This window comes from Enterobacter sp. BIDMC93 (genome assembly GCF_001037805.1).
Classification (GTDB): Bacteria; Pseudomonadota; Gammaproteobacteria; order Enterobacterales; family Enterobacteriaceae; genus Enterobacter; species Enterobacter hormaechei_C.
The window spans coordinates 1904656-1929821 of record NZ_KQ089962.1; the positions used below are offsets into that span (position 1 = coordinate 1904656).

Consider the following 25166-nt stretch of genomic DNA (forward strand, 5'->3'; position numbering starts at 1 on the left):
CGCCGTCTTCATGGCAAACTAGCCGCCGAAAATTATGCGAGCATGCCCTGGAGGAAAGAGTGGATAAAATTTTTGTCGATGAAGCAGTAAACGAGCTGCATACCATACAGGACATGTTGCGCTGGTCGGTTAGCCGCTTCAGCGCCGCCAATATCTGGTACGGACACGGTACCGACAATCCGTGGGATGAGGCCGTGCAGCTGGTGCTGCCGTCTCTCTACCTGCCGCTGGATATTCCGGAAGACATGCGCACCGCGCGCCTGACCTCCAGTGAAAAACACCGCATCGTTGAGCGCGTGATCCGTCGCGTAAACGAGCGCATTCCGGTGGCTTACCTGACCAACAAAGCCTGGTTCTGCGGCCACGAATTCTACGTTGATGAGCGCGTGCTGGTGCCGCGTTCGCCGATTGGCGAGCTGATCAACAACCATTTTGACGGCCTGATTAACCATCAGCCGCAGCACATTCTTGATATGTGCACCGGCAGCGGCTGCATCGCCATTGCCTGCGCGTACGCCTTCCCGGAAGCGGAAGTGGACGCCGTCGATATCTCCACCGACGCGCTGGCCGTCACCGAACACAACATTGAAGAGCACGGGCTGATTCATCACGTCACGCCTATCCGCTCTGACCTGTTCCGCGACCTGCCGACGCTGCAATACGACCTGATCGTCACCAATCCGCCGTACGTGGATGCAGAAGATATGTCCGACCTGCCGAACGAGTACCGTCACGAGCCGGAGCTGGGCCTGGCGTCAGGCTCTGACGGGCTGAAGCTGACCCGCCGCATCCTGGCCTGCGCGCCGGATTATCTGACCGACGACGGCGTTCTGATTTGTGAAGTAGGCAACAGCATGGTACATCTGATAGAGCAGTACCCGGATGTGCCGTTCACCTGGCTTGAGTTCGACAACGGCGGTGACGGCGTCTTTATGCTGACCAAGGCGCAACTGCTTGATGCACGCGAATACTTCAGCATTTACAAAGATTAATCCAGCGGGCTTCGGCCCGTTTCACAACGCTCAAACACAAACAACAACATCGGAGCCGTGATGGCAGGAAACAGTATTGGACAGGTATTCCGGGTGACCACCTTTGGCGAGTCGCACGGTCTGGCACTGGGTTGTATCGTTGATGGCGTCCCGCCAGGCATCGAACTGACCGAAGCCGATTTACAGCATGACCTTGACCGTCGTCGTCCGGGTACCTCTCGCTACACCACGCAGCGTCGCGAGCCGGACCAGGTCAAAATTCTCTCCGGCGTATTTGAAGGCCGTACCACAGGGACCAGCATTGGTCTGCTGATTGAAAACACCGATCAGCGTTCTCAGGACTACGGCGCGATTAAGGACGTTTTCCGTCCTGGTCACGCCGACTATACCTACGAACAAAAATATGGCTTTCGCGACTATCGCGGCGGCGGACGTTCTTCAGCGCGTGAAACCGCGATGCGCGTGGCGGCAGGGGCAATTGCCAAAAAATATCTCCAGCAGAAATTCGGCATCGTTATCCGCGGCTGTCTGTCCCAGATGGGCGACATTCCGCTGGCAATCAAAGACTGGGATCAGGTAGAGCTCAACCCGTTCTTCTGCGCCGATGCCGACAAGCTGGACGCTCTGGATGAGCTGATGCGTGGCCTGAAAAAAGAGGGCGACTCCATTGGTGCGAAAGTCACCGTGGTGGCCGACGGCGTGCCGGCTGGCTGGGGCGAGCCGGTATTTGACCGCCTTGACGCCGACATCGCCCACGCGCTGATGAGCATCAACGCGGTGAAAGGCGTCGAAATCGGCGACGGTTTTGACGTGGTCAAGCTTCGCGGCAGCCAGAACCGCGACGAAATTACGAAGGCGGGTTTCCAGAACAACCATGCGGGCGGCATTCTGGGCGGCATCAGCAGCGGGCAGCAAATTATTGCCAATATCGCGCTGAAACCAACATCCAGCATTACCGTCCCGGGCCACACGATTAACCGCGCTGGCGATGAAGTTGAGATGATCACCAAAGGGCGTCACGATCCGTGCGTGGGGATCCGCGCGGTGCCGATCGCAGAAGCGATGCTGGCGATCGTGCTGATGGATCACTTCCTGCGCCAGCGCGCGCAGAATGCGGATGTGACGACCACCATTCCACGCTGGTAACTATGAAAAAAACCGCAATCGCTCTGCTGGCGCTGCTGGCCAGTGGAGCAAGCCTGGCCGCTACGCCGTGGCAGAAAATCACCCACCCGGTAGCGGGGAGCGCGCAGTCCATTGGCGCTTTCTCCAACGGGTGTATCGTCGGCGCGCAGGAACTTCCGCTGCAATCGGATACCTATCAGGTGATGCGCACCGACCAGCGCCGTTATTTCGGCCATCCTGACCTACTGCTGTTTATTCAGCGTCTTGGCAACCAGGTGCATAACCTGGGGCTGGGGACGGTGCTGATTGGCGATATGGGGATGCCTGCCGGTGGTCGCTTCAACGGCGGTCACGCCAGCCACCAGACCGGACTGGATGTGGATATCTTCCTGCAATTGCCGAAAACGCGCTGGAGTTCAGCGCAGCTGCTGAAACCGCAGGCGCTGGATCTGGTCTCGGCCGACGGTAAACGGGTCGTCGCCTCGCGATGGTCGCCGGAAATTTCCAGCATGATTAAGCTGGCGGCAGAGGATAACGACGTCACGCGGATCTTTGTTAATCCGGCCATTAAGCAGCAGCTTTGCCTGGATGCGGGAACGGATCGCGACTGGTTGCGTAAAGTGCGCCCGTGGTTCCAGCACCGGGCGCATATGCATGTTCGCCTGCGCTGTCCGGCGAACAGCCTGGAATGTGAAGATCAGCCGCTGCCACCGCCTGGCGATGGTTGTGGTTACGAACTGCAAAGCTGGTTTGAACCAGCCAAGCCTGGAACCTCTAAGCCTGAGAAGAAGACACCGCCTCCGTTGCCGCCTTCCTGCCAGGCGCTACTGGATGAGCATGTACTTTAATGGATAATTTCGTCGATCTGTTCATGGTGTCACCGCTGCTGCTGGCGGTGCTCTTTTTTGTTGCGATGTTAGCCGGATTTATCGATGCCCTGGCGGGCGGCGGCGGGTTGCTCACCGTTCCGGCGCTGCTGGCGGCAGGCATGAGCCCTGCCCAGGCGCTTGCCACCAACAAACTCCAGGCATGCGGCGGTTCGCTCTCCTCGTCGCTCTATTTCATCCGGCGCAAAGTGGTGAATCTCGCCGATCAGAAGCTCAATATCCTGATGACGTTTATTGGCTCAACGGCGGGTGCGCTGCTGGTCCAGCACGTACATTCCGACATTCTGCGCCAGATCCTGCCGCTGCTGGTTATCTGTATCGGCCTCTATTTCCTGCTGATGCCAAAGCTCGGGGAAGAAGATCGACAGCGTCGTCTTCACGGCCTGCCGTTTGCGCTGATTGCCGGTGGCTGCGTCGGTTTTTACGATGGCTTCTTTGGCCCGGGGGCAGGCTCGTTTTACGCGCTTGCATTCGTGACGCTGGCCGGGTTCAACCTCGCCAAATCCACCGCCCACGCCAAAGTCCTCAACGCGACCTCCAACGTTGGCGGTCTGCTGCTGTTTATCATTGGCGGCAAGGTTATCTGGGCAACCGGATTTGTGATGATGGCAGGGCAGTTTTTGGGCGCGCGCGCAGGCTCGCGTCTGGTATTAAGCAAAGGACAAAAGCTGATCCGCCCGATGATTGTTGTCGTCTCGGCGGTGATGAGCGCCAAACTTCTTTATGACAGCCATGGACAGGAGATCCTCACCTGGTTGGGGATGAACTAATGAACAGTACGCATAACTACGAACAGCTGATTGAGATCTTCGATGGCTGTTTTGCTGATGATTTTAATACCCGTCTGATTAAAGGCGACGACGAACCGATCTATCTTCCTGCTGATGACGAGGTTCCGTATAACCGCATCACCTTTGCCCACGGCTTTTACGCCAGCGGTTTGCACGAAATTTCGCACTGGTGTATCGCCGGGAAAGCGCGTCGCGAGCTGGTGGACTTTGGTTACTGGTACTGCCCGGACGGGCGCGACGCCACCACCCAGGGGCAGTTCGAAGATGTGGAGGTGAAACCTCAGGCGCTGGAATGGCTGTTCTGCGTAGCGGCGGGTTTCCCGTTCAACGTAAGTTGTGACAACCTCGAAGGCGACTTCGAGCCAGACCGTATCGTCTTCCAGCGCCGCGTTCATGCGCAGGTGATGGAATATCTTGAGAAAGGCATCCCGGCACGTCCGGCACGCCTGATCGAGGCTTTACAGAATTATTACCACACGCCGGAGATCACGGCGGAATGCTTCCCTTGGCCGGAAGATCTTTAACAGAGGAAAGAAGATGATCGCAGAATTTGAATCACGCATTCTGGCGTTAATTGATGACATGGTGGAACACGCCAGTGATGATGAGCTGTTCGCCAGCGGTTATCTGCGTGGTCACCTGACGCTGGCGGTAGCCGCGCTGGAAGCCGGGGACGATCACTCTGCCGACGCCGTTCACGCGGAAGTCACTCGCAGCCTGGAAAAAGCCATTCTGGCCGGGGAACTCTCTCCGCGCGACCAGTCTTTAGTGCTGGGCATGTGGGACAATTTGTTCCAGCAGGCGAAAGCGAAGTAAGTGTATCACCGCCCTCTCCCACAGGGAGAGGGCGGGGGTGAGGGCACCAGACCGCACCCTACTTGACCATTTTCCCCTTCAGCAATTTCCGCACCCACAGTCGGTTTGGATTCAGCCCCGCGAGCGTAACCCTGTCCAGCGGAACCGGCTCGTCGCTCATTTGCGCGGCTAACGCTTCAGCCAGCAGCGGCGCGGAGCATAATCCCCGCGAGCCTAAGCCACCCAGCATAAACAGCTCGGGATGAACGGGAGCACTTACCGCCGTTTCTTTGTTGTCAGCAAGATCCTGATAGACTTCAAGCGTGGCGTCATAGTCCGGCACGTTTCCCGCCATCGGCAGGTGATCGCGGGTCGCGCAGCGTACGCCGCAGCGCGCCTGACCCTCACTGACATCCACCTCTTTTGCCCACGACGCATCCGGGAAACAGTCGAGCAGGCGCTGGCGGTTTTGCTGCTGATCCGCTTCGCTGTACTGCATATCTGTTTCACCGCGATGGTAGCTGGCACCGATGCAGTGATGGCCGTTGGACGGATTTTGCGGCGTCAGGTAGCCGTCGTAACACAGCACCTGACGCAGTTTGCTCAGTTGGGGGGCGGCAGGAATATGGCTCACCTGGCCGCCGACCGGATAAACCGGCAATGATGCTGTCTGGGTAAACTGGCTGATATGATGTCCGTTGGCCAGCACAACGCTGGCATGCTGGACCTCTTTGCCGTCAGCGAAACGCAGTTTCCAGTGCGCAGTGCGGCTTAGCGATTGAACCTTATGGGCATAATGCACTGTCAACCCACGCGACTGCCCGAGGGCTATCGCCGCAGAAGTCAGTTCAGCCGGACACAGCCAGCCGCCGAGTGGATACTGAATACCCCCGCAGCCGGTGTCGACGCCAGTGGTCTCTGCAACCTGCTGTGCCGTCACTGCATGGGCGATGGCCTCCGGCAGACCCAGCGACAGCATTTGTGTGATTTTCTGCTGGCTCTTCTCGTCCCAGCCGAGCTGCGTCACGCCGCACCAGTTGTGGTCGAACGCAACCGGCAGGCTATCGTAAAGGCGGCGAGCAAACGTAAACGCCGCCGGGAAGAACTGGAACAGTGCCGGATCGTGTGAACTTAATAAGGGATAAAGCGCGCCCTGACGGTTGCCTGATGCGCCCGTCGCCGGCGCCTCGTCAGCGCAGTAGAGCGTCACCTGCCAGCCACGGTGCAGCAGCGCCAGCGAGAGCAGGGCGCTGGCGATACCCCCGCCCAAAATGGCGACCTCACGCGAGGTGCTGGCGCGACGGGCAAACCAGGGGGCCTGCGCCGGGATCGCCAGATCCTGTTCCATCACCCCGACCAGCATGTCGCGTTTGCGGCCAAAGCCTTTGGTTTTCCGCATGGTAAACCCCGCCTCCTGCAACCCACGGCGAACAAATCCCGCCGAGGTGAAGGTAGCAAGCGTCGCGCCCGGGCGCGCCAGACGTGCCATGGCGCTGAACAGGTGCGGGCTCCACATGTCCGGGTTTTTGGCGGGCGCAAAACCATCCAGGAACCAGGCGTCCACCTTCTGATTCATTGAGTCATCAAGCTTATCGGTCAGGTCGTTAATGTCGCCCAGCCACAGGTCGAGGGTGACGCGTCCGTCGTCCAGAATCAGACGATGACAGCCACCGATAGCCGGAGGCCACTGGGCCTGAAGCTGTTCCGCCCAGTGGGTAAGCTCCGGCCAGCGCTGATGGGCAAGCCGCAGATCGTGCGCGGTAAGCGGAAATTTTTCGAAACTGATGAAATGTAATCTTTGTAAGGTAGCCTCGGGGTGTGCAGTGCGAAACTGGTCGAACGCCTGCCAGAGGGTCAGAAAATTCAGCCCGGTGCCGAAACCGCTCTCCGCTACGACAAACAGGCTGCGCGGATGCTCAGGGAAGCGGGTGCTGAGATGATTTCCTTCGAGGAAGACATAGCGCGTCTCTTCCAGTCCGTTATCATTAGAAAAGTAGACGTCATCAAAATCTCGGGAAACAGGTGTACCCTCAGCGTTGAATTCGAGGTTGGCAGGTTGTATGGCGTTTTGTTTCACGTAAGATACTCGTCCGACAGGCAGTGGCACGATCTTAGCGATGTGAGCCCATCGGTGCAAATTTCCACAGAAAATGGCTGATCGGACTTGTTCGGCGTACAAGTGTACGCTATTGTGCGACTCGAAACTTTTTATAGTGCGACTTACAGAGGTATTGAATGAAACGTGCAGTGATTACTGGCCTGGGCATCGTTTCCAGCATCGGTAATAACCAGCAGGAAGTCCTGGCATCTCTGCGTGAAGGACGCTCCGGGATCACTTTCTCTGAAGAGTTTAAAGATTCTGGAATGCGTAGCCACGTATGGGGTAACGTTAAACTGGACACCACCGGTTTAATTGACCGTAAAGTGGTTCGTTTCATGAACGATGCCTCTATCTACGCCTATCTTTCCATGCAGGAAGCGATCAAGGATTCTGGTCTGAGCGAAGACGCTTACCAGAACAACCCACGCGTGGGCCTGATTGCAGGCTCCGGCGGTTCCTCTAAAGCTCAGGTGTTCGGTGCTGACGCCATGCGCAGCCCGCGCGGCCTGAAAGCGGTCGGTCCATACGTTGTGACCAAAGCCATGGGGTCAGCGGTTTCCGCGTGCCTGGCAACGCCGTTCAAAATCCACGGTGTGAACTACTCCATCAGCTCTGCATGTGCGACCTCCGCACACTGTATCGGTAATGCGGTTGAGCAGATCCAGCTGGGCAAACAGGACATCGTATTTGCTGGCGGCGGCGAAGAGCTGGGCTGGGAAATGGCCTGTGAGTTTGACGCAATGGGCGCACTGTCCACCAAATACAACGAAACGCCAGACAAAGCGTCCCGTACTTATGACGCACACCGCGACGGTTTTGTTATCGCTGGCGGCGGCGGTATGGTTGTGGTTGAAGAGCTGGAACACGCGCTGGCGCGTGGCGCGCACATCTATGCTGAGATCGTGGGCTACGGCGCAACGTCTGACGGCGCTGACATGGTTGCTCCATCCGGTGAAGGCGCGGTGCGCTGCATGAAGATGGCGATGCACGGTGTTGATACTCCAATCGACTACCTGAACTCCCACGGCACCTCAACGCCGGTAGGCGACGTGAAAGAGCTGGGTGCGATCCGTGAAGTGTTCGGCGACAATAGCCCGGCTATCTCTGCAACCAAAGCCATGACCGGTCACTCTCTGGGAGCGGCGGGCGTGCAGGAAGCGATCTACTCTCTGCTGATGCTGGAAAACGGCTTTATCGCGCCAAGCATCAACATCGAAGAGATGGACGAGCAGGCGGCTGGCCTGAACATCGTGACCGAAACCACCGAACGTGAGCTGACGACCGTTATGTCCAACAGCTTCGGTTTCGGCGGCACCAACGCCACGCTGGTGATGCGTAAGCTGAAAGCGTAAGCGTTTGAAGGTATAGTAGAAGGGAGCCGCGCGGCTCCCTTTTTTTATGCCTGAACACGGAGTTATGCATGAAGGCTGTTACCCCTGGGAAGAGCGCTCCTTCCGGGAACCTTTCCCTTTTCCGCATCGCCTTTGCGGTGTTTCTGACCTATATGACCGTTGGCCTACCGCTGCCGGTGATCCCCTTGTTCGTTCACCAGGAGCTGGGCTATGGCAACACCATGGTCGGCATTGCGGTGGGCATTCAGTTTTTAGCGACGGTATTAACCCGGGGCTACGCCGGTCGCCTGGCGGATCAGCACGGCGCAAAACGCTCGGCGTTGCAGGGCATGTTTGCCTGCGGGCTGGCGGGGGGAGCCTGGCTGCTGGCGGCGCTGTTGCCAATAGATGCAGCGTATAAATTTGCGCTGCTGGTGGCAGGGCGCCTGATCCTCGGCTTTGGCGAAAGCCAGCTGCTGACCGGCACCCTGACCTGGGGAATGGGGCTGGTGGGGCCTGCGCGTTCCGGAAAAGTGATGTCCTGGAACGGAATGGCGATTTACGGCGCGCTGGCGGCAGGCGCTCCACTGGGGCTGCTGATCCACAGCCAGTTTGGTTTTGCGGCGCTGGCAGGCACCACCATGGTATTGCCGCTGCTGGCGTGGGCGTTTAACGGTTCGGTACGTAAGGTGCCCGCCCATAAAGGCGAGCGTCCTTCGCTGTGGAGCGTGGTGGGGCAAATCTGGCAGCCGGGGCTCGGGCTGGCGCTTCAGGGGGTGGGCTTCGCGGTTATTGGTACCTTTGTTTCCCTCTATTTCATGAGCCGCGGCTGGGCGATGGCGGGCTTTACGCTGACGGCCTTTGGCGGCGCGTTTGTATTGATGCGCGTGCTGTTTGGCTGGATGCCGGATCGCTTTGGCGGCGTGAAGGTGGCCGTGGCGTCACTTGTCATTGAGACCGTGGGTCTGGTACTGCTCTGGCAGGCGCCCTCTGCATCCGTTGCGCTGCTGGGTGCGGCGTTAACCGGCTGCGGCTGCTCGCTGATCTTCCCGGCGCTGGGCGTTGAAGTGGTGAAGCGCGTGGCTCCGCAGGTGCGCGGCACGGCGCTGGGCGGCTATGCGGCGTTTCAGGATATCTCATACGGCATCACCGGGCCGCTGGCGGGGGTGTTAGCCACCTCGTTTGGCTACCCGTCCGTCTTCCTGGCCGGTGCGGTGTCAGCGGTGGTGGGAATTGTGGTGACGCTGGTGGCGTTTCGCAGGTCGTAGTTTTTTGCCCGGTGGCGCTTCGCTTACCGGGCCTACAACCGCGCGAACCGTAGGCCGGGTAAGGCGAAGCCGCCACCCGGCAGTTTTAAGCAACCAGCCAGAAAATCGCCAGCGCAATCACCAACGCGATAAACATCAATCCCGGACGGGCAGAAAGCGTTTTGAACGTATCAACTACGGGGGCAAACAGCGGGTTGTAGATCGGCTGAATGTTTCTTACCTCCGGCACGCCGCCTTCCCGCTCGGCGCGGCGAACGAAGATCTGATTGAGCACATCCTGCACCTGCGCGGTGGTCAGCACCGTTTGCGGCGTAGCCTGCCAGCTCTGCTGAGCGTAATCCCGAATCATATCGAACTCGTGCGGTTCCAGCGGTTGTTTCAGCGCCGCCTGTACGCTGTGCAGGGTCGGGGCGCTCTGGGTGCTGAGCGTCTGACGCGCCTGGAGCCAGGTGACCAGATGGGTAAACTGTTTTGCCGGGATCATCTCGCCCGCTTTCACACCGGAAAGTTCCAGCATGGATTGCCAGATAAGCTTTGTGGGTTCGCCGGTAGCGGCAGCCAGCTTAGTGACCATCTGCTTGAGCGTATTATGCTCCGCAGGCTGCAATGGCCGCTCTGTAGACGGGCGCTGTTGCGGCTGCGGGATAGAAAGCTGATTGCTTTGCAGCAGGGTCAACACGGTTTTCAGCTGTTCTTGCGAAAGCTGGCTCAGGGCGGTATGACCGTACTGTTGACGGATAAAATCACTCACCGCCTGGCGATTATTCCCCTGGCCCAATAGCTCGGTCAGCTGCGAGATAATCTGGCGGGTAGTATGTTGCTGCTGTGCGCTTGTAAGACGCTGGTTCAGGTTTTGTTCGGCGGCAGGGAAATGGCGCGACTGTAGCGGCGCATCGTTTCTTACGCCCAAATCGTGCTTAACGCCGGCCCATACCTCTGCGTTTTGCTGTGAGGTTAACGCAATAAGACGCGTGATCAGACGCTCCAGTACGGTGCGTTGCTGCGTGGAGAGCGGTTGTTCGCCTGGCGTGTTGGGCGTTACGGGGCCTTCACCCGGAGGGCGCGGAGGCGTACCTGAAATGGGCTGCATCGTCAAAAATCCTTAAAGTCAAACTCTGCGTAACCGGGCGGAGATATATGCCCGGCGGCGAGATTATGGCACACTTGGCAGGTTTACTTCCTCTCAAACAGGTACTCAGACGTGAAAATCCTCGTTGATGAAAATATGCCTTACGCCCGTGAGCTGTTCAGCCGCCTGGGTGAGGTTAAGGCTGTCCCTGGTCGCCCGATTCCGGTCAGCGAACTGGACGATGCAGACGCCCTGATGGTGCGCTCGGTGACCAAAGTAAATGAGGCACTGCTCACCGGCAAAGGGGTTAAATTTGTCGGGACGGCAACGGCCGGGACCGATCATGTGGATGACCAGTGGCTTAAGCAGGCGGGGATTGGTTTTTCCGCGGCGCCAGGCTGTAACGCCATTGCCGTCGTGGAATATGTTTTCTCCTCGCTATTGATGCTGGCCGAGCGCGATGGTTTTGCGCTGAAAGACCGCACCGTCGGGATTGTGGGTGTGGGCAACGTGGGCGGACGTCTGCAAAAGCGTCTGGAAGCCTGGGGCATCCACACCCTGCTGTGCGATCCGCCGCGTAAGGATAACGGCGATGAAGGCGACTTCCGCACGCTGGATGAGCTGGTCGACGAGTGCGACGTCATCACCTTCCATACGCCGCTCTTTAAAGAGGGGCCGTACAAGACTCTGCACTTGGCCGACGAAAAGCTGATCCGCCGTCTGAAGGCTGGCACTATTCTGATAAATGCCTGCCGGGGACCGGTGGTGGATAACGCGGCGCTGCTGGCATGTCTCGACGAAGGACAAGAGCTTAGCGTCGTGCTGGACGTCTGGGAACCAGAGCCGGATCTCAACGTCGCCTTGCTGAATAAGGTGGACGTGGGTACCGCGCATATTGCGGGTTATACCCTTGAAGGCAAAGCGCGTGGCACAACCCAGGTGTTTGAGGCTTACAGCGCCTTTATCGGCCATCCGCAGCAGGTGGCGCTGGATACGCTGCTGCCCGCCCCGGAATTCGGCCGCATTACCCTTCATGGCCCGCTGGATGAGGCAACGCTGAAAAGACTGGTGCATGTGGTGTATGATGTGCGCCGCGATGACGCGCTGCTGCGTAAAGTGGCGGGTATTCCGGGTGAGTTTGACAAGCTGCGCAAAAATTACCTTGAGCGCCGCGAGTGGTCTTCCCTGTATGTCATGTGCGATGACGCGTCAGCGGCGGGGCTGCTGCATAAACTGGGATTTAACGCCGTTCACCACCCGGCACGTTAATGTCTTCTTAATGCTCCCTGTCGGATGCTCCGGCAGGGACGCTTTTTATTTCTGGAGTAAACCACCATGTCTGAAGGCTGGAACATTGCCATTTTGGGTGCCACTGGCGCCGTGGGCGAAGCCCTGCTTGAAACCCTTGCTGAGCGTCAGTTCCCGGTGGGTGAGATTTACGCACTGGCGCGTACCGACAGCGCAGGAGAACATCTGCGTTTCGGCGGCAAATCCGTGATGGTGCAGGATGCCGCCGCGTTTGACTGGACGCAGGCTCAGCTGGCGTTTTTTGCCGCAGGGGCGGAAGCCACGGCGTCTTACATTGAAGAAGCGACAAATTCAGGCTGTCTGGTGATCGACCTGAGCGGCCTGTTCTCCCTGGAGCCGGATGTGCCGCTGGTGGTGCCGGACGTCAACCCGTTTGTGCTGGCTGACTACCGCAACCGCAACATCATTGCAGTACCGAACAGTCTCACCAGCCAGTTGCTGACCGCGCTGAAGCCGCTGATCGACGACGGTGGCCTGTCGCGTATTTCCGTGACCAGCCTGCTTTCAGCCTCCGCTAACGGTAAAAAAGCCGTAGACGCACTGGCAGGGCAGAGCGCGAAGCTGCTGAACGGTATCCCGATCGACGAAGATGATTTCTTTGGCCGCCAGCTGGCGTTCAACATGCTGCCGCTGCTGCCGGATCGTGAAGGTTCGGTGCGGGAAGAGCGTCGTATCGTCGATGAAGCACGCAAAATTTTGCAGGATGACGGGCTGATGATCTCCGCGAATGTCGTGCAGTCTCCGGTCTTTTACGGCCACGCGCAGATGGTCGGGTTTGAAGCCCTGCGTCCGCTGGCGGCTGAAGAAGCCCGCGACGCGTTTGGCCGCGGTGAGGACATTGTCCTGTCCGAAGAGAGCGAATTCCCGACGCAGGTGGGCGACGCCACCGGCAGCGCGCATCTCTCTGTGGGCTGCGTGCGTAACGATTACGGTATGCCGGAGCAGGTGCAGTTCTGGTCCGTTGCCGACAACGTGCGTTTTGGCGGCGCGCTGATGGCGGTCAAAATCGCGGAAAAACTGGTGCAGGAGTATCTGTACTGATGTCAGATGTGGAACAAAAGCCGGTCCACAGAATTGCCCTCGGCATTGAATACGATGGCAGTAAATACTATGGCTGGCAGCGGCAGAATGAGGTGCGCAGCGTCCAGGAGAAGCTGGAGAAAGCGCTCTCTCAGGTGGCGAACGAACCGATAAGCGTCTTCTGTGCGGGCCGCACCGATGCCGGCGTTCACGGCACGGGGCAGGTGGTGCATTTTGACACCACCGCCGTGCGCAAAGACGCGGCCTGGACGCTGGGTGTAAATGCGAATTTGCCTGGTGACATTGCCGTGCGTTGGGTGAAAGCTGTGCCGGATGATTTTCACGCGCGTTTCAGCGCGACGGCGCGGCGCTACCGTTATGTCATCTATAACCAGCGCCTGCGCCCGGCGGTGTTAAGCCAGGGCGTGACGCATTTTTATGAACCGCTGGATGCAGAACGTATGCAGCGTGCGGCGCAGTGTCTGATTGGAGAGAATGATTTTACGTCGTTTCGTGCGGTGCAGTGTCAGTCCCGTACGCCGTGGCGTAACGTCATGCACATTAACGTCAGTCGTTATGGCGCGTATGTGGTGGTGGATATCAAAGCCAATGCCTTTGTACATCATATGGTGCGGAATATTGTAGGCAGCCTGATGGATGTGGGCGCCGGACACCAGCCGGAGAGCTGGATTGCAGAACTGCTGGCAGCGAAGGACAGAACGCTTGCGGCAGCAACGGCGAAAGCGGAAGGTCTGTATCTGGTTTCGGTGGATTATCCGGACCGGTTCGACCTGCCAAAACCGCCAATGGGCCCGCTGTTTTTAGCGGACTAAACAAAGGTGCAATTAGGGCTTAGACAATATGGACGTAATACGTTTTCTGATTGATTTCATCCTGCATATTGATGTTCACCTGGCGGAGCTGGTCGCGCAGTACGGCGTCTGGGTGTACGCCATTCTGTTCCTCATTCTGTTCTGTGAAACCGGCCTTGTGGTTACGCCGTTCCTGCCGGGAGATTCACTGCTGTTCGTGGCGGGCGCGTTATCCGCACTGCCAACGAATGACCTGAATGTCCATCTGATGGTGGTCCTGATGATCATCGCCGCGATTGTTGGTGATGCGGTCAACTACACCATCGGGCGGGTGTTTGGCGAGCGGTTGTTCAGTAATCCGGACTCGAAGATTTTCCGCCGCAGTTATTTAGATAAGACCCATGCGTTCTATGAGCGCCATGGCGGTAAGACCATTATCCTTGCCCGTTTTGTGCCTATTGTGCGTACATTTGCACCGTTTGTGGCGGGAATGGGTCACATGTCCTATCGTCATTTTGCCATGTACAACGTGGTGGGCGCGCTGCTGTGGGTGCTGCTGTTCACCTATGCAGGCTACCTGTTTGGCGATCTGCCGGTGGTTCAGGAAAACCTTAAGTTACTGATTGTAGCGATTATTGTGCTTTCCGTACTGCCTGGCGTCATCGAAATTATCCGTCACAAACGCGCGGCGGCAAAGCAAGCGAAGTAAATGCATGCTGGCGGTTCGACCACTTTTTTATCCAAAGTTTCGGGCTGTTATGTTTTAATGTGCAACATTCATGGTCTGTTGGAGGCAAAAATGGCATTATTCGCCTCTTACAGCAAAACTGGCATACGACCAGGTTCAGGCAGAAAGGTTATCAATGAGCTGGATTGAACGAATTAAAAGCAACATTACCCCAACGCGTAAAGCGAGCATTCCTGAAGGGGTATGGACGAAGTGTGATAGCTGCGGCCAGGTTCTGTATCGCGCAGAGCTGGAACGCAATCTTGAGGTGTGTCCGAAGTGTGACCACCATATGCGTATGTCGGCGCGCAACCGCCTGCATAGCCTGCTGGACGAAGGTTCTCTGGTAGAACTGGGCAGCGAACTGGAGCCAAAAGATGTGCTTAAGTTCCGCGACTCCAAAAAATACAAAGATCGTCTGGCCTCTGCGCAGAAAGAGACCGGCGAGAAAGACGCGCTGATCGTCATGAAAGGCACCCTGCACGAGATGCCGGTGGTTGCCGCCGCGTTTGAGTTCTCCTTTATGGGCGGCTCAATGGGCTCTGTGGTTGGCGCGCGCTTCGTGCGTGCCGTTGAGCAGGCGCTGGAAGACAACTGCCCGCTGATCTGCTTCTCCGCCTCCGGTGGCGCACGTATGCAGGAAGCGCTGATGTCCCTGATGCAGATGGCGAAAACCTCTGCGGCGCTGGCGAAAATGCAGGAGCGCGGTCTGCCGTACATCTCGGTACTGACCGATCCAACCATGGGCGGCGTTTCTGCAAGCTTCGCGATGCTGGGCGACCTGAACATCGCTGAGCCAAAAGCGCTGATCGGCTTTGCGGGTCCTCGCGTTATCGAGCAGACCGTACGTGAGAAACTGCCGCCGGGCTTCCAGCGCAGTGAGTTCCTCATTGAGAAGGGCGCCATCGACATGATCGTCCGCCGTCCGGAAATGCGCCTGAAACTGGCAAGCGTCCTGGCGAAGCTGATGAATCTGCCGGCGCCGAACCCGGACGAGCCGCGCGAAGGCGTGGTGGTACCGGATCAGGAACCCGAGGCCTGATAACTGAAAAGGGCAGGGCCGAATGGCGCTGCCCTTTTGCTTTCTAAACCGTTAATGACAACCGGGCATCATGGAAAATAAAAGCATTCCTCAAGCCACGTCGCCCCTGGCCGCGTGGCTTTCTTATCTGGAAAACCTGCACAGTAAAACTATCGACATGGGCCTTGAGCGCGTAAGCCAGGTTGCCGCGCGTCTTGACGTGTTGAAACCCGCGCCTTTCGTATTTACCGTGGCCGGCACTAACGGTAAAGGCACCACCTGCCGCACGCTGGAATCTGTCCTGATGGCGGCGGGGTACAAGGTTGGCGTTTACAGCTCGCCGCATCTGGTGCGCTATACCGAGCGCGTGCGCGTGCAAAACACCGAGCTGGCGGAATCCGCCCATACGGCGTCGTTTGCCGCTATCGAAGCGGCGCGCGGCGAAACCTCATTAACCTATTTCGAATACGGCACCCTGTCGGCGCTGTGGCTGTTTAAGCAGGCGCAGCTGGACGTGGTGATCCTGGAAGTGGGGTTGGGCGGGCGTCTGGATGCCACCAATATGGTGGATGCGGATGTCGCCGTCGTCACCAGCATCGCGCTGGATCACACCGACTGGCTGGGCCCGGACCGCGAGAGCATTGGCCGTGAGAAGGCCGGTATTTTCCGGGCCAATAAGCCTGCCGTGGTAGGCGAACCGGACATGCCGCATACCATTGCTGAGGTAGCGAAAGAGAAGGGCGCTCGTCTGCTGCGTCGCGGCGTGGACTGGCAGTATGAGGTGCAGGACAAAGGCTGGCGCTTCAGCGATGCGCAGGGCGTGCTGGAGAGTCTGCCCCTTCCGCAGGTGCCACAGCCTAACGCGGCGACTGCGCTGGCAGCCCTGCGCGCCAGCGGATTAGCGGTAAGTGAGCAGGCGATCCGCGACGGCATTCAGAACGCACTGCTGCCGGGACGTTTTCAGATTGTAAGTGAGTCACCGCGTCTGATTCTGGATGTTGCACATAACCCGCATGCGGCGGCGTACCTCGCAGGACGTCTCAAATCGTTACCAAAAACCGGGCGCGTGCTGGCGGTTATCGGTATGCTTCATGATAAAGATATCGGCGGCACGCTGGCCTGCATGGAGAGTGTGGTCGATAGCTGGTATTGTGCTCCTCTGGAAGGGCCGCGCGGCGCGACTGCTGAGCAGTTGATGGAACATCTCGGCAAAGGCGAAATCTACAACAGTGTGGTTTCGGCCTGGCGTGCCGCGATGGCGGAGGCTAAACCAGAAGATACCGTGCTGGTGTGTGGGTCATTCCACACGGTGGCACATGTCATGGAAGTGATGGACGCGGGGAGAACCGGTGGCGAGTAAGTTTCAGAACCGTTTAACAGGAACCATTGTGCTGGTCGCGCTCGGGGTGATTATTCTCCCGGGACTGCTCGACGGGCAAAAAAAGCATTACCAGGATGAATTTGCGGCCATTCCGCTGGTACCCAAACCGGGCGATCGCGACGAGCCCGATATGCTGCCAGCGGCAACGCAGGCGCTGCCTGCCCAGCCGCCAGAAGGTGCAGCGGAAGAGGTGCGCGCAGGTGATGCAGCCGCGCCGTCTCTTGATCCGTCGCGTCTGGCCGCGAATAACAACGTTGAAATCGATCCTGTACCGGTAGAGCAACCCAAACCGGTTGAAAAACCGAAGCCGGTAGAGAAAACGCAGCCTAAACCGCAGCGTGACAAAGCCGACGAGCAGCTGGCTGCGGCAACGGAAACGCCGCCACCGGCCAAACAGACCCAGCAGGAGGCCGCCCCTACGGGTAAAGCCTATGTCGTTCAGCTCGGTGCGTTGAAAAATGCAGATAAGGTCAATGAGATCGTGAGTAAACTGCGCGGCGCGGGATACCGTGTTTATACTTCACCCACCACGCCAGTACAGGGTAAAATTACCCGTATCCTCGTGGGGCCGGATGCGTCTAAAGATAAGCTCAAAGGTTCGCTTGGCGAGCTGAAGCAAATCTCCGGCCTGAGCGGTGTGGTGATGAACTACAGCGCAAACTGATAGAAATTCCCCCCTCACCCTAAACCTCTCCCCAAAGGGGCGAGGGCCGGGGTGAGGGGGAGGCAGACGTTCACAGAAACGTCAACGGTGCGGTGGCGTTGAGCATTTTTTCAGCGCCTTTTTTATTTACGCGTGGGAAGGAAATCCCTACGCAAACGTTTTCTTTTTCTGTTAGAATTCGCCCCGAACTGGATGACAGGGCGTTTAATCGTGGGACACATATGGTCTGGATTGATTACGCCATCATTGCGGTGATTGGTTTTTCCTGTCTGGTTAGCCTGATCCGTGGCTTTGTTCGTGAAGCGTTATCGCTGGTAACCTGGGGTTGTGCTTTCTTTGTTGCCAGTCATTACTACACTTACCTGTCTGTCTGGTTCACGGGCTTTGAAGATGAACTGGTCCGAAACGGAATCGCCATCGCGGTGCTGTTTATCGCGACGCTGATTGTCGGCGCTATCGTCAATTACGTGATAGGTCAGCTGGTCGAGAAAACCGGTCTGTCAGGAACGGACAGGGTACTCGGCATCTGTTTCGGCGCGTTGCGAGGCGTGCTCATTGTGGCCGCGATCCTGTTCTTCCTGGATACCTTTACCGGGTTCTCCAAAAGTGAAGACTGGCAAAAATCGCAGCTCATTCCGGAGTTCAGCTTCATCATCAGATGGTTCTTTGACTATCTGCAAAGCTCGTCGAGTTTCTTGCCCAGGGCATAAACCCTGAGATGTGGCTTAACGAGGAAAAGACGAATGTGCGGTATTGTCGGTATCGCCGGTTTCATGCCGGTAAACCAGTCGATTTATGACGCGTTAACGGTGCTTCAGCACCGTGGGCAGGATGCTGCCGGTATCATCACCATTGATGCAAACAACTGCTTCCGTTTACGCAAGGCGAATGGCCTGGTAAACGATGTGTTTGAAGCCCGCCATATGCAGCGTCTGCAAGGTAATATGGGGATCGGTCACGTTCGTTATCCTACTGCTGGCAGTTCCAGCGCCTCTGAGGCTCAGCCTTTTTACGTTAACTCCCCGTATGGCATCACGCTTGCCCACAATGGCAATCTGACCAATGCCCACGAGCTGCGTAAAAAGCTGTTCGAAGAGAAACGTCGCCACATTAACACCACCTCTGATTCTGAAATCCTGCTCAATATCTTTGCCAGCGAACTGGATAACTTCCGCCATTATCCGCTGGAAGCAGACAACATTTTTGCCGCCGTTGCCGCGACTAACCGCCTGATCCGTGGCGCGTATGCTTGCGTGGCGATGATCATCGGTCACGGCATGGTGGCCTTCCGCGATCCAAACGGCATTCGCCCGCTGGTGCTTGGCAAACGTGACCTCGGCGATGGCCGTTCCGAGTACATGGTTGCCTCCGAAAGCGTGGCGCTGGACACTCTGGGCTTCGAATTCCTGCGTGATGTCGCGCCAGGCGAAGCGGTCTACATCACTGAGAAGGGCCAGCTGTTTACCCGTCAGTGCGCCGACAACCCGGTGAGCAACCCGTGCCTGTTCGAATACGTTTACTTCGCGCGTCCGGACTCGTTCATCGACAAGATTTCCGTTTACAGCGCGCGCGTCAACATGGGGACGAAGCTGGGCGAGAAGATTGCCCGCGAGTGGGACGATCTCGACATTGATGTCGTGATCCCAATCCCTGAAACCTCCTGTGATATCGCGCTGGAAATTGCCCGTATTCTGGACAAGCCGTACCGTCAGGGCTTCGTAAAAAACCGCTACGTGGGCCGCACTTTTATCATGCCGGGCCAGCAGCTGCGTCGTAAGTCCGTACGTCGTAAGCTGAACGCTAACCGTGCCGAGTTCCGCGACAAGAACGTGCTGCTGGTGGACGACTCCATTGTGCGCGGCACGACGTCTGAGCAGATCATCGAGATGGCGCGTGAGGCCGGGGCGAAGAAAGTGTATCTCGCCTCCGCAGCGCCGGAAATTCGCTTCCCGAACGTGTATGGCATTGATATGCCAACCGCTAACGAGCTGATTGCTCACGGTCGTGAAGTAGACGAAATTCGGCAGATCATCGGTGCCGACGGCCTGATTTTCCAGGATCTGAACGATCTGATCGACGCGGTGCGCGCCGAGAACCCGGATATTCAGCAGTTCGAATGCTCGGTATTCAATGGGATCTACGTAACGAAAGACGTTGACCAGCAGTATCTCGACTATCTGGATTCGCTGCGTAACGATGATGCGAAAGCCGTCCAGCTGCAAAACGATCTTGAAAGCTTAGAGATGCACAACGAAGGTTGATGCGTATGCAGGTGAGGGCGCTCGCCCTCACTTGCAACTCCCCGTAAAATCCTGCACAGTCTGCCCTGAAATCAGCAAGGGCGAAAATCATGAAACGACTCATTGTAGGGATCAGCGGTGCCAGCGGCGCGATTTATGGCGTCCGGCTGTTACAGGTGCTGCGTGACGTTGCAGGCGTAGAAACCCATCTGGTGATGAGCCAGGCGGCGCGTCAGACCCTCTCTCTTGAAACCGATCTCTCTCTGCGCGACGTTCAGGCCCTGGCTGACGTTGTCCACGATGCCCGCGATATCGCCGCCAGCATTTCTTCGGGCTCGTTTAAAACGGCCGGCATGGTTATTTTGCCCTGTTCGATTAAAACCCTTTCCGGCATTGTAAACAGCTATACCGACACGCTGGTGACGCGTGCAGCGGATGTGGTGCTGAAAGAGCGTCGTCCTCTGGTGCTCTGCGTGCGGGAAACGCCGCTGCACCTGGGACATCTGCGTTTAATGACGCAAGCAGCCGAACTGGGGGCCGTGATTATGCCGCCGGTCCCCGCGTTCTATCATCGTCCGCAAACGCTGGACGATGTCATCAACCAGACCGTTAACCGCGTACTGGATCAGTTCGATATCGACCTGCCGGAAGATCTCTTTACCCGCTGGCAGGGGGCGTGAAGCTGTGCACAAACAAGGTGCATGAAAAGACAATTTGCCCTGTTTCAGGGCAAAACTGCAACCGCGATCATATCCTCGACATTTAATTCGCTTTTTCCCTTTTTCTCTTTCCGGTTCGTTCGGCAGACCTGCTATCTTTCACCATTAAGGCAGTATCGCAACGTTTTATTAACATACTTAACGTCGTAGTTTTAACCCGACGACAATGTGGCATAAGACCTGCAAGAACAGCCTGCAACACAACACACAACATAAACCATAATAAAATCACGGTTCTTGAGGGTAAATGTATGAAGAAGACGGTTCTGGCTCTGTCTTTGCTCGTGGGCTTGAGTGCAGCAGCAAGTAGCTATGCAGCGCTTCCACAGACAGTTCGTATCGGTACAGACGCAACCTACGCGCCATTCTCCTCCAAGGATGCGAAAGGCGACTTCGTGGGGTTTGATATCGATCTGGGAAATGAGATGTGCAAACGCATGGAAGTGAAATGCACATGGGTGGGCAGTGACTTTGATGCGCTGATCCCGTCGCTGAAAGCCAAGAAAATTGATGCCATTATCTCTTCTCTTTCCATCACGGAAAAACGTCAGCAGGAGATCGCCTTCTCTGAGAAGCTCTACGCTGCCGACTCACGTCTGATTGCCGCGAAAGGCTCGCCAATCCAGCCGACCATCGACTCGCTGAAAGGCAAACATGTTGGCGTGCTTCAGGGCTCGACCCAGGAAGGTTACGCCAATGCTAACTGGCGCGAGAAGGGCGTCGATGTTGTGGCTTACCAGAACCAGGATCTGATCTACTCTGACCTGGCGGCAGGCCGTCTGGATGCCGCGTTTCAGGATGAAGTCGCCGCGAGCGAAGGCTTCCTGAAACAGCCTGCGGGTAAAGAGTACGCCTTTGCTGGCCCGTCGGTAAAAGACAAAAAATACTTTGGCGACGGTACCGGTATTGGCCTGCGTAAGGATGATACCGAGCTGAAAGCCGCCTTCGACAAAGCCTTTAATGAGCTGCGTAAAGACGGTACCTACGACAAACTGGCGAAGAAATACTTCGATTTCAACGTCTACGGTGATTAATGCCTGAATGAGATGCACTGAAGTGGTGCATCCCGGCGGGGTTATGTTCCAGTATGGTGCAACACATGCACCATACTGGATCGTTGTGTGCATAGTTAAGCATTTATAATGCAAAAATTCCCGTTCAAAGGCATTAATCTTTGCCTGAATGAGGGGATTAATGGCACATTAACAACACCCCGTCGTCGTAAAAATCTCGTATTAAGACAGTTTGTTGAGGACAGATATGAAAAAACTGGTGTTGTCACTTTCTCTGGTACTGGCTTTTTCCAGCGCCACCGCGGCATTCGCAGCAATTCCGCAGAAAATTCGTATTGGAACTGACCCAACCTATGCACCTTTCGAATCGAAGAATGCGAAGGGGGAACTGGTCGGTTTTGACATCGATCTGGCTAACGAGCTGTGCAAACGCATTAAAGCGCAATGTACCTACGTTGAAAACCCGCTGGATGCGCTGATCCCGTCCCTGAAAGCGAAGAAAATTGACGTGATCATGTCCTCCCTGTCCATCACAGAAAAACGTCAGCAGGAGATTGCCTTCACGGACAAACTCTATGCGGCGGACTCACGTCTGGTGGTGGCGAAATCCTCTGACATTCAGCCAACCCTTGAATCTCTGAAAGGCAAACGCGTGGGCGTGTTGCAGGGTACGACGCAGGAAACCTACGGCAACGAGCATTGGGCGCCAAAGGGGATTGAAATTGTCTCTTACCAAGGCCAGGAAAACATCTACGCAGACCTCACGGCAGGCCGCATTGACGCGGCATTCCAGGATGAAGTGGCGGCAAGCGAAGGCTTCCTGAAACAGCCTGTGGGTAAAGATTACAAGTTCGGCGGTCCGTCCATTAAGGACGAAAAACTCTTTGGCGTCGGTACCGGTATGGGCCTGCGTAAAGAAGACAACGAACTGCGTGAAGCCCTGAACAAAGCGTTCGCCGAGATGCGCGCGGACGGCACCTATGACAAGCTGGCGAAAAAGTACTTCGATTTTAATGTTTACGGCGGCTAATCGCCCCGTCTGATAACGTGCGGCCCCTCCCGTTGCGGGAGGGGAAAAGACACGGTTCCACCACTCACGAGACGACAGGGCACGCGGTATGCTGTACGGATTTTCTGGCGTTATTTTACAGGGCGCGCTTGTCACCCTTGAGCTGGCTATCAGCTCCGTGGTGCTGGCGGTGCTGATAGGCCTGGCGGGCGCGGGGGCAAAATTATCCGCCAACAGACCGCTGGCGCTGATATTTGAAGGCTATACCACGCTGATTCGCGGCGTGCCTGACCTGGTGCTGATGCTGCTGATCTTTTACGGCCTGCAAATCGCACTTAACGGCGTGACGGATGCCATCGGCATGGAGCAGATCGATATCGACCCGATGGTGGCTGGTATTATTACCCTTGGTTTTATCTACGGCGCTTATTTCACTGAGACCTTCCGCGGCGCTTACATGGCCGTGCCGAAAGGGCATATTGAAGCGGCGACCGCCTACGGTTTTACCTCCTCACAAACGTTTCGCCGGATCATGTTCCCGGCCATGATGCGCTACGCGCTGCCGGGCATCGGTAACAACTGGCAGGTTATTCTCAAGGCAACGGCGCTGGTCTCCCTGCTGGGTCTGGAAGATGTGGTGAAGGCCACGCAGCTGGCGGGTAAAAGCACCTGGGAACCTTTCTATTTTGCGGTGGTTTGCGGCGTAATTTATCTGGTCTTTACGACCGTCTCCAATGGTGTGCTGCTTCTGCTCGAACGTCGCTACTCCGTGGGTGTGAAGAGGGCTGACCTGTGATTGAGATTATTCAGGAGTACTGGAAATCCCTGCTGTGGACGGATGGCTACCGCTTTACTGGCGTGGCGATCACGCTGTGGCTGCTGATCTCCTCGGTGGTAATGGGCGGCATTCTGGCGGTGTTTCTCGCCATTGGCCGCGTGTCGAACAATAAATTTATCCAGTTCCCGATCTGGCTGTTCACCTACGTGTTTCGCGGTACGCCGCTGTACGTGCAGCTGCTGGTGTTCTATTCCGGGATGTACACGCTGGAGATCGTGAAAGGCACCGAGATGCTGAACGCGTTCTTCCGCAGCGGCCTGAACTGTACGGTGCTGGCGCTGACGCTCAATACCTGCGCCTATACCACCGAGATCTTCGCCGGGGCCATCCGGTCTGTGCCGCACGGTGAGATCGAGGCGGCGCGCGCGTACGGCTTCTCGTCCGTGAAGCTCTACCGCTGTATTATTCTGCCTTCGGCGCTGCGTATTGCGCTGCCGGCCTACAGCAACGAAGTGATTTTAATGCTGCATTCGACGGCACTGGCGTTTACCGCCACGGTACCGGATCTGTTAAAGATTGCCCGCGATATTAACTCTGCCACCTACCAGCCGTTTACGGCGTTTGGCATTGCGGCAGTGCTCTATTTGATCATTTCTTACGTCCTGATCAGCCTGTTCCGTAAGGCTGAAAAACGCTGGTTACAGCATATAAAACCGTCGACGCACTGAGAATTTATGATGGCTGAGAACAAATTAAACGTAATTGATTTGCACAAGCGCTACGGCGAACATGAAGTGCTGAAAGGGGTGTCGCTGGAGGCTAACGCGGGTGACGTGATCAGTATTATCGGCTCATCAGGTTCGGGTAAAAGTACCTTCCTGCGCTGCATCAACTTCCTCGAAAAACCGAGCGAAGGGTCGATTGTGGTGAGCGGACAGAACATCAATATGGTCCGTGATAAAGACGGCCAGCTTAAAGTGGCGGATAAAAACCAGCTGCGCCTGCTGCGCACACGCCTGACGATGGTGTTCCAGCACTTCAACCTCTGGAGCCACATGACGGTGCTGGAGAACGTGATGGAAGCGCCGGTTCAGGTGCTCGGCTTAAGCAAGCAGGAAGCCCGCGAGCGTGCGGTCAAATACCTGGCGAAAGTGGGTATCGACGAGCGGCAGCAGATCAAATATCCGGTGCACCTGTCAGGGGGGCAGCAGCAGCGTGTTTCCATCGCCCGTGCGCTGGCGATGGAGCCGGAAGTGTTGCTGTTTGACGAACCGACTTCCGCGCTGGATCCTGAACTCGTTGGCGAAGTACTGCGCATCATGCAAAAGCTGGCGGAAGAGGGCAAAACGATGGTGGTGGTGACGCACGAGATGGGCTTCGCCCGTAACGTTTCTAACCACGTTATCTTCCTGCATCAGGGGAAAATTGAAGAGCAGGGGCACCCCGATGAGGTGCTGGCGAACCCGCAAAGCCCGCGTTTGCAGCAGTTCCTGAAAGGATCTCTGAAGTAAAGAGGGCATCAGCCCGCAGAGCCGCGCAATTGCCCGGTGGCGCTTCGCTTACCGGGCCTACAAACCCCGTAGGCCGGGCAAACGCAGTGCCGCCCGGCACTCAACACTCCAGCCGATACACCCAGTCGTCGTACCGTACGCCGTTAATCTCGTACGCTTTCTCCAGCACCTGTGTGCGCACAAAACCCGCTTTCTCAAGGACCCGCACCGACCCGACGTTATCCGCCAGCACGTACGCGTTTATCGCCTTCACGCCCGTCTGGTTAAATGCATACTCGCACACCGCGCGCAGCGCCTCGCTGGCAATGCCTTTTCCCTGCGCGGCAGGCACAACCGTGTAGCCAATATCCGCCTCTTCACGGTTCGCCGCACTGATTTGCAGGCCGATATCCCCGAGCGGCGTAATGTCGTTATGCAGACGGATTACAAAGACATGCTCCGCCATCAGGCGCGCGGCAAATACGCGGCGCGTCTCTTTTTCCGGCGTGATAGCGGCCATATAGCGCATGATGTTGGGGTCTTCGCGCAGAGAGCGGAAGAACGCCCAGTCAGAAGGTTCGAAAGGGGCGAGATGGAGCCGGGTTGTGGTGATGGTTGCCATAGT

The 25166-nt window shown here is 57.0% G+C and carries 26 protein-coding genes; 23 read left to right on the forward strand and 3 right to left on the reverse strand.

Annotation, left to right across the window (positions count from 1 at the left end; translation table 11 throughout):
* Window positions 1-59: 59 nt before the first annotated feature.
* From prmB to SK58_RS09085, 6 genes are read left to right on the forward strand one after another with little or no spacing between them, the layout of a single operon-like run.
* Window positions 60-992 (forward strand): 50S ribosomal protein L3 N(5)-glutamine methyltransferase, encoded by a 933-nt coding sequence (gene prmB, locus SK58_RS09060; RefSeq protein ID WP_003861381.1) that lies wholly within the window; start codon window positions 60-62, stop codon window positions 990-992.
* Window positions 993-1052: 60 nt separating this feature from the next.
* On the forward strand, window positions 1053-2138 hold the full coding sequence (gene aroC, locus SK58_RS09065) for a chorismate synthase (RefSeq protein ID WP_048219714.1): 1086 nt from the start codon (window positions 1053-1055) through the stop codon (window positions 2136-2138).
* Window positions 2139-2140: 2 nt separating this feature from the next.
* Entirely contained in the window at window positions 2141-2965 is an 825-nt protein-coding gene (mepA, locus tag SK58_RS09070; protein WP_045614681.1) for a penicillin-insensitive murein endopeptidase, read from the forward strand.
* Window positions 2965-3774: a sulfite exporter TauE/SafE family protein gene (locus SK58_RS09075; RefSeq protein ID WP_048219715.1), complete on the forward strand. Its 810-nt coding sequence runs from the start codon at window positions 2965-2967 to the stop codon at window positions 3772-3774. The genes mepA and SK58_RS09075 overlap by 1 nt, the downstream gene beginning before the upstream one ends.
* The gene (locus SK58_RS09080) at window positions 3774-4319 is read left to right on the forward strand and encodes an elongation factor P hydroxylase (RefSeq protein ID WP_048219717.1); all 546 of its coding nucleotides are present in this window, start codon (window positions 3774-3776) and stop codon (window positions 4317-4319) included. The genes SK58_RS09075 and SK58_RS09080 overlap by 1 nt, the downstream gene beginning before the upstream one ends.
* A gap of 13 nt (window positions 4320-4332) precedes the next feature.
* Window positions 4333-4611 carry a YfcL family protein gene (locus SK58_RS09085; protein ID WP_017383451.1) on the forward strand — a complete coding sequence of 93 codons (279 nt, stop codon included), beginning with the start codon at window positions 4333-4335 and terminating at the stop codon, window positions 4609-4611.
* A 58-nt stretch (window positions 4612-4669) separates the two neighbouring features.
* Here SK58_RS09085 and mnmC read toward each other — a convergent pair whose 3' ends face one another.
* Entirely contained in the window at window positions 4670-6667 is a 1998-nt protein-coding gene (gene mnmC, locus SK58_RS09090) for a bifunctional tRNA (5-methylaminomethyl-2-thiouridine)(34)-methyltransferase MnmC2/FAD-dependent 5-carboxymethylaminomethyl-2-thiouridine(34) oxidoreductase MnmC1 (RefSeq protein WP_032669431.1), read from the reverse strand.
* A 158-nt stretch (window positions 6668-6825) separates the two neighbouring features.
* Here mnmC and fabB point away from each other — a divergent pair, with 158 nt between their 5' ends.
* Complete coding sequence (fabB, locus tag SK58_RS09095; RefSeq protein WP_017383449.1) at window positions 6826-8043, forward strand: beta-ketoacyl-ACP synthase I; 1218 nt, start codon at window positions 6826-6828, stop codon at window positions 8041-8043.
* 68 nt (window positions 8044-8111) lie between these two features.
* Window positions 8112-9290, forward strand: coding sequence for an MFS transporter (locus tag SK58_RS09100; protein WP_048219719.1), 1179 nt, complete (start codon window positions 8112-8114; stop codon window positions 9288-9290).
* Window positions 9291-9375: 85 nt separating this feature from the next.
* Here SK58_RS09100 and flk read toward each other — a convergent pair whose 3' ends face one another.
* Window positions 9376-10380, reverse strand: a complete 1005-nt coding sequence (gene flk, locus SK58_RS09105; RefSeq protein ID WP_048219721.1) for a flagella biosynthesis regulator Flk — start codon at window positions 10378-10380, stop codon at window positions 9376-9378.
* Between the two features lie 111 nt (window positions 10381-10491).
* On the opposite strand from flk, the gene pdxB reads away from it, so the two are divergent.
* The 15 genes from pdxB (at window position 10492) to hisP (ending at window position 24562) form a co-directional block, all read left to right on the forward strand.
* Window positions 10492-11628, forward strand: a complete 1137-nt coding sequence (gene pdxB / locus SK58_RS09110; RefSeq protein ID WP_048219723.1) for a 4-phosphoerythronate dehydrogenase PdxB — start codon at window positions 10492-10494, stop codon at window positions 11626-11628.
* A gap of 66 nt (window positions 11629-11694) precedes the next feature.
* Window positions 11695-12708 (forward strand): aspartate-semialdehyde dehydrogenase, encoded by a 1014-nt coding sequence (locus SK58_RS09115; protein ID WP_015572252.1) that lies wholly within the window; start codon window positions 11695-11697, stop codon window positions 12706-12708.
* The gene (gene truA, locus SK58_RS09120) at window positions 12708-13520 is read left to right on the forward strand and encodes a tRNA pseudouridine(38-40) synthase TruA (RefSeq protein WP_048219725.1); all 813 of its coding nucleotides are present in this window, start codon (window positions 12708-12710) and stop codon (window positions 13518-13520) included. Before SK58_RS09115 ends, truA begins: the two co-directional genes overlap by 1 nt.
* A gap of 28 nt (window positions 13521-13548) precedes the next feature.
* Entirely contained in the window at window positions 13549-14208 is a 660-nt protein-coding gene (locus SK58_RS09125; protein WP_003861406.1) for a DedA family protein, read from the forward strand.
* 154 nt (window positions 14209-14362) lie between these two features.
* Window positions 14363-15268, forward strand: a complete 906-nt coding sequence (gene accD / locus SK58_RS09130; protein ID WP_014884667.1) for an acetyl-CoA carboxylase, carboxyltransferase subunit beta — start codon at window positions 14363-14365, stop codon at window positions 15266-15268.
* 70 nt (window positions 15269-15338) lie between these two features.
* Window positions 15339-16607 (forward strand): bifunctional tetrahydrofolate synthase/dihydrofolate synthase, encoded by a 1269-nt coding sequence (folC, locus tag SK58_RS09135; RefSeq protein WP_045343830.1) that lies wholly within the window; start codon window positions 15339-15341, stop codon window positions 16605-16607.
* Window positions 16597-17292: a cell division protein DedD gene (gene dedD / locus SK58_RS09140; protein WP_017383444.1), complete on the forward strand. Its 696-nt coding sequence runs from the start codon at window positions 16597-16599 to the stop codon at window positions 17290-17292. The genes folC and dedD overlap by 11 nt, the downstream gene beginning before the upstream one ends.
* A gap of 221 nt (window positions 17293-17513) precedes the next feature.
* On the forward strand, window positions 17514-18002 hold the full coding sequence (cvpA, locus tag SK58_RS09145) for a colicin V production protein (protein ID WP_000262116.1): 489 nt from the start codon (window positions 17514-17516) through the stop codon (window positions 18000-18002).
* 33 nt (window positions 18003-18035) lie between these two features.
* Complete coding sequence (gene purF / locus SK58_RS09150) at window positions 18036-19553, forward strand: amidophosphoribosyltransferase (protein WP_006811407.1); 1518 nt, start codon at window positions 18036-18038, stop codon at window positions 19551-19553.
* Between the two features lie 89 nt (window positions 19554-19642).
* Entirely contained in the window at window positions 19643-20212 is a 570-nt protein-coding gene (locus SK58_RS09155; protein ID WP_015572254.1) for a UbiX family flavin prenyltransferase, read from the forward strand.
* Between the two features lie 290 nt (window positions 20213-20502).
* The gene (argT, locus tag SK58_RS09160) at window positions 20503-21285 is read left to right on the forward strand and encodes a lysine/arginine/ornithine ABC transporter substrate-binding protein ArgT (RefSeq protein ID WP_015572255.1); all 783 of its coding nucleotides are present in this window, start codon (window positions 20503-20505) and stop codon (window positions 21283-21285) included.
* Between the two features lie 226 nt (window positions 21286-21511).
* On the forward strand, window positions 21512-22294 hold the full coding sequence (gene hisJ, locus SK58_RS09165; protein WP_003861421.1) for a histidine ABC transporter substrate-binding protein HisJ: 783 nt from the start codon (window positions 21512-21514) through the stop codon (window positions 22292-22294).
* Between the two features lie 88 nt (window positions 22295-22382).
* The gene (locus SK58_RS09170) at window positions 22383-23069 is read left to right on the forward strand and encodes a histidine ABC transporter permease HisQ (RefSeq protein ID WP_015572256.1); all 687 of its coding nucleotides are present in this window, start codon (window positions 22383-22385) and stop codon (window positions 23067-23069) included.
* Entirely contained in the window at window positions 23066-23779 is a 714-nt protein-coding gene (locus tag SK58_RS09175) for an ABC transporter permease (RefSeq protein ID WP_003861424.1), read from the forward strand. Before SK58_RS09170 ends, SK58_RS09175 begins: the two co-directional genes overlap by 4 nt.
* A 9-nt stretch (window positions 23780-23788) precedes the next feature.
* Window positions 23789-24562, forward strand: coding sequence for a histidine ABC transporter ATP-binding protein HisP (hisP, locus tag SK58_RS09180; protein ID WP_003861426.1), 774 nt, complete (start codon window positions 23789-23791; stop codon window positions 24560-24562).
* Between the two features lie 100 nt (window positions 24563-24662).
* Here the strand turns inward: hisP and SK58_RS09185 are convergent, their stop codons facing one another.
* Entirely contained in the window at window positions 24663-25163 is a 501-nt protein-coding gene (locus SK58_RS09185) for a GNAT family N-acetyltransferase (RefSeq protein ID WP_045338084.1), read from the reverse strand.
* Between the last annotated feature and the right edge of the window lie 3 nt (window positions 25164-25166).

Bases quoted from the DNA above. Each gene is read 5' to 3' on its own strand.
- aroC (WP_048219714.1), top strand. From the start codon at position 1,053: ATGGCAGGAAACAGTATTGGACAGGTATTCCGGGTGACCACCTTTGGC.
- mepA (WP_045614681.1), top strand. From the start codon at position 2,141: ATGAAAAAAACCGCAATCGCTCTGCTGGCGCTGCTGGCCAGTGGAGCA.
- SK58_RS09075 (WP_048219715.1), top strand. From the start codon at position 2,965: ATGGATAATTTCGTCGATCTGTTCATGGTGTCACCGCTGCTGCTGGCG.
- SK58_RS09080 (WP_048219717.1), top strand. From the start codon at position 3,774: ATGAACAGTACGCATAACTACGAACAGCTGATTGAGATCTTCGATGGC.
- SK58_RS09085 (WP_017383451.1), top strand. From the start codon at position 4,333: ATGATCGCAGAATTTGAATCACGCATTCTGGCGTTAATTGATGACATG.
- fabB (WP_017383449.1), top strand. From the start codon at position 6,826: ATGAAACGTGCAGTGATTACTGGCCTGGGCATCGTTTCCAGCATCGGT.
- SK58_RS09100 (WP_048219719.1), top strand. From the start codon at position 8,112: ATGAAGGCTGTTACCCCTGGGAAGAGCGCTCCTTCCGGGAACCTTTCC.
- flk (WP_048219721.1), bottom strand. From the start codon at position 10,380: ATGCAGCCCATTTCAGGTACGCCTCCGCGCCCTCCGGGTGAAGGCCCC.
- SK58_RS09115 (WP_015572252.1), top strand. From the start codon at position 11,695: ATGTCTGAAGGCTGGAACATTGCCATTTTGGGTGCCACTGGCGCCGTG.
- truA (WP_048219725.1), top strand. From the start codon at position 12,708: ATGTCAGATGTGGAACAAAAGCCGGTCCACAGAATTGCCCTCGGCATT.
- SK58_RS09125 (WP_003861406.1), top strand. From the start codon at position 13,549: ATGGACGTAATACGTTTTCTGATTGATTTCATCCTGCATATTGATGTT.
- accD (WP_014884667.1), top strand. From the start codon at position 14,363: ATGAGCTGGATTGAACGAATTAAAAGCAACATTACCCCAACGCGTAAA.
- folC (WP_045343830.1), top strand. From the start codon at position 15,339: ATGGAAAATAAAAGCATTCCTCAAGCCACGTCGCCCCTGGCCGCGTGG.
- cvpA (WP_000262116.1), top strand. From the start codon at position 17,514: ATGGTCTGGATTGATTACGCCATCATTGCGGTGATTGGTTTTTCCTGT.
- purF (WP_006811407.1), top strand. From the start codon at position 18,036: ATGTGCGGTATTGTCGGTATCGCCGGTTTCATGCCGGTAAACCAGTCG.
- SK58_RS09155 (WP_015572254.1), top strand. From the start codon at position 19,643: ATGAAACGACTCATTGTAGGGATCAGCGGTGCCAGCGGCGCGATTTAT.
- argT (WP_015572255.1), top strand. From the start codon at position 20,503: ATGAAGAAGACGGTTCTGGCTCTGTCTTTGCTCGTGGGCTTGAGTGCA.
- hisJ (WP_003861421.1), top strand. From the start codon at position 21,512: ATGAAAAAACTGGTGTTGTCACTTTCTCTGGTACTGGCTTTTTCCAGC.
- SK58_RS09170 (WP_015572256.1), top strand. From the start codon at position 22,383: ATGCTGTACGGATTTTCTGGCGTTATTTTACAGGGCGCGCTTGTCACC.
- hisP (WP_003861426.1), top strand. From the start codon at position 23,789: ATGGCTGAGAACAAATTAAACGTAATTGATTTGCACAAGCGCTACGGC.
- SK58_RS09185 (WP_045338084.1), bottom strand. From the start codon at position 25,163: ATGGCAACCATCACCACAACCCGGCTCCATCTCGCCCCTTTCGAACCT.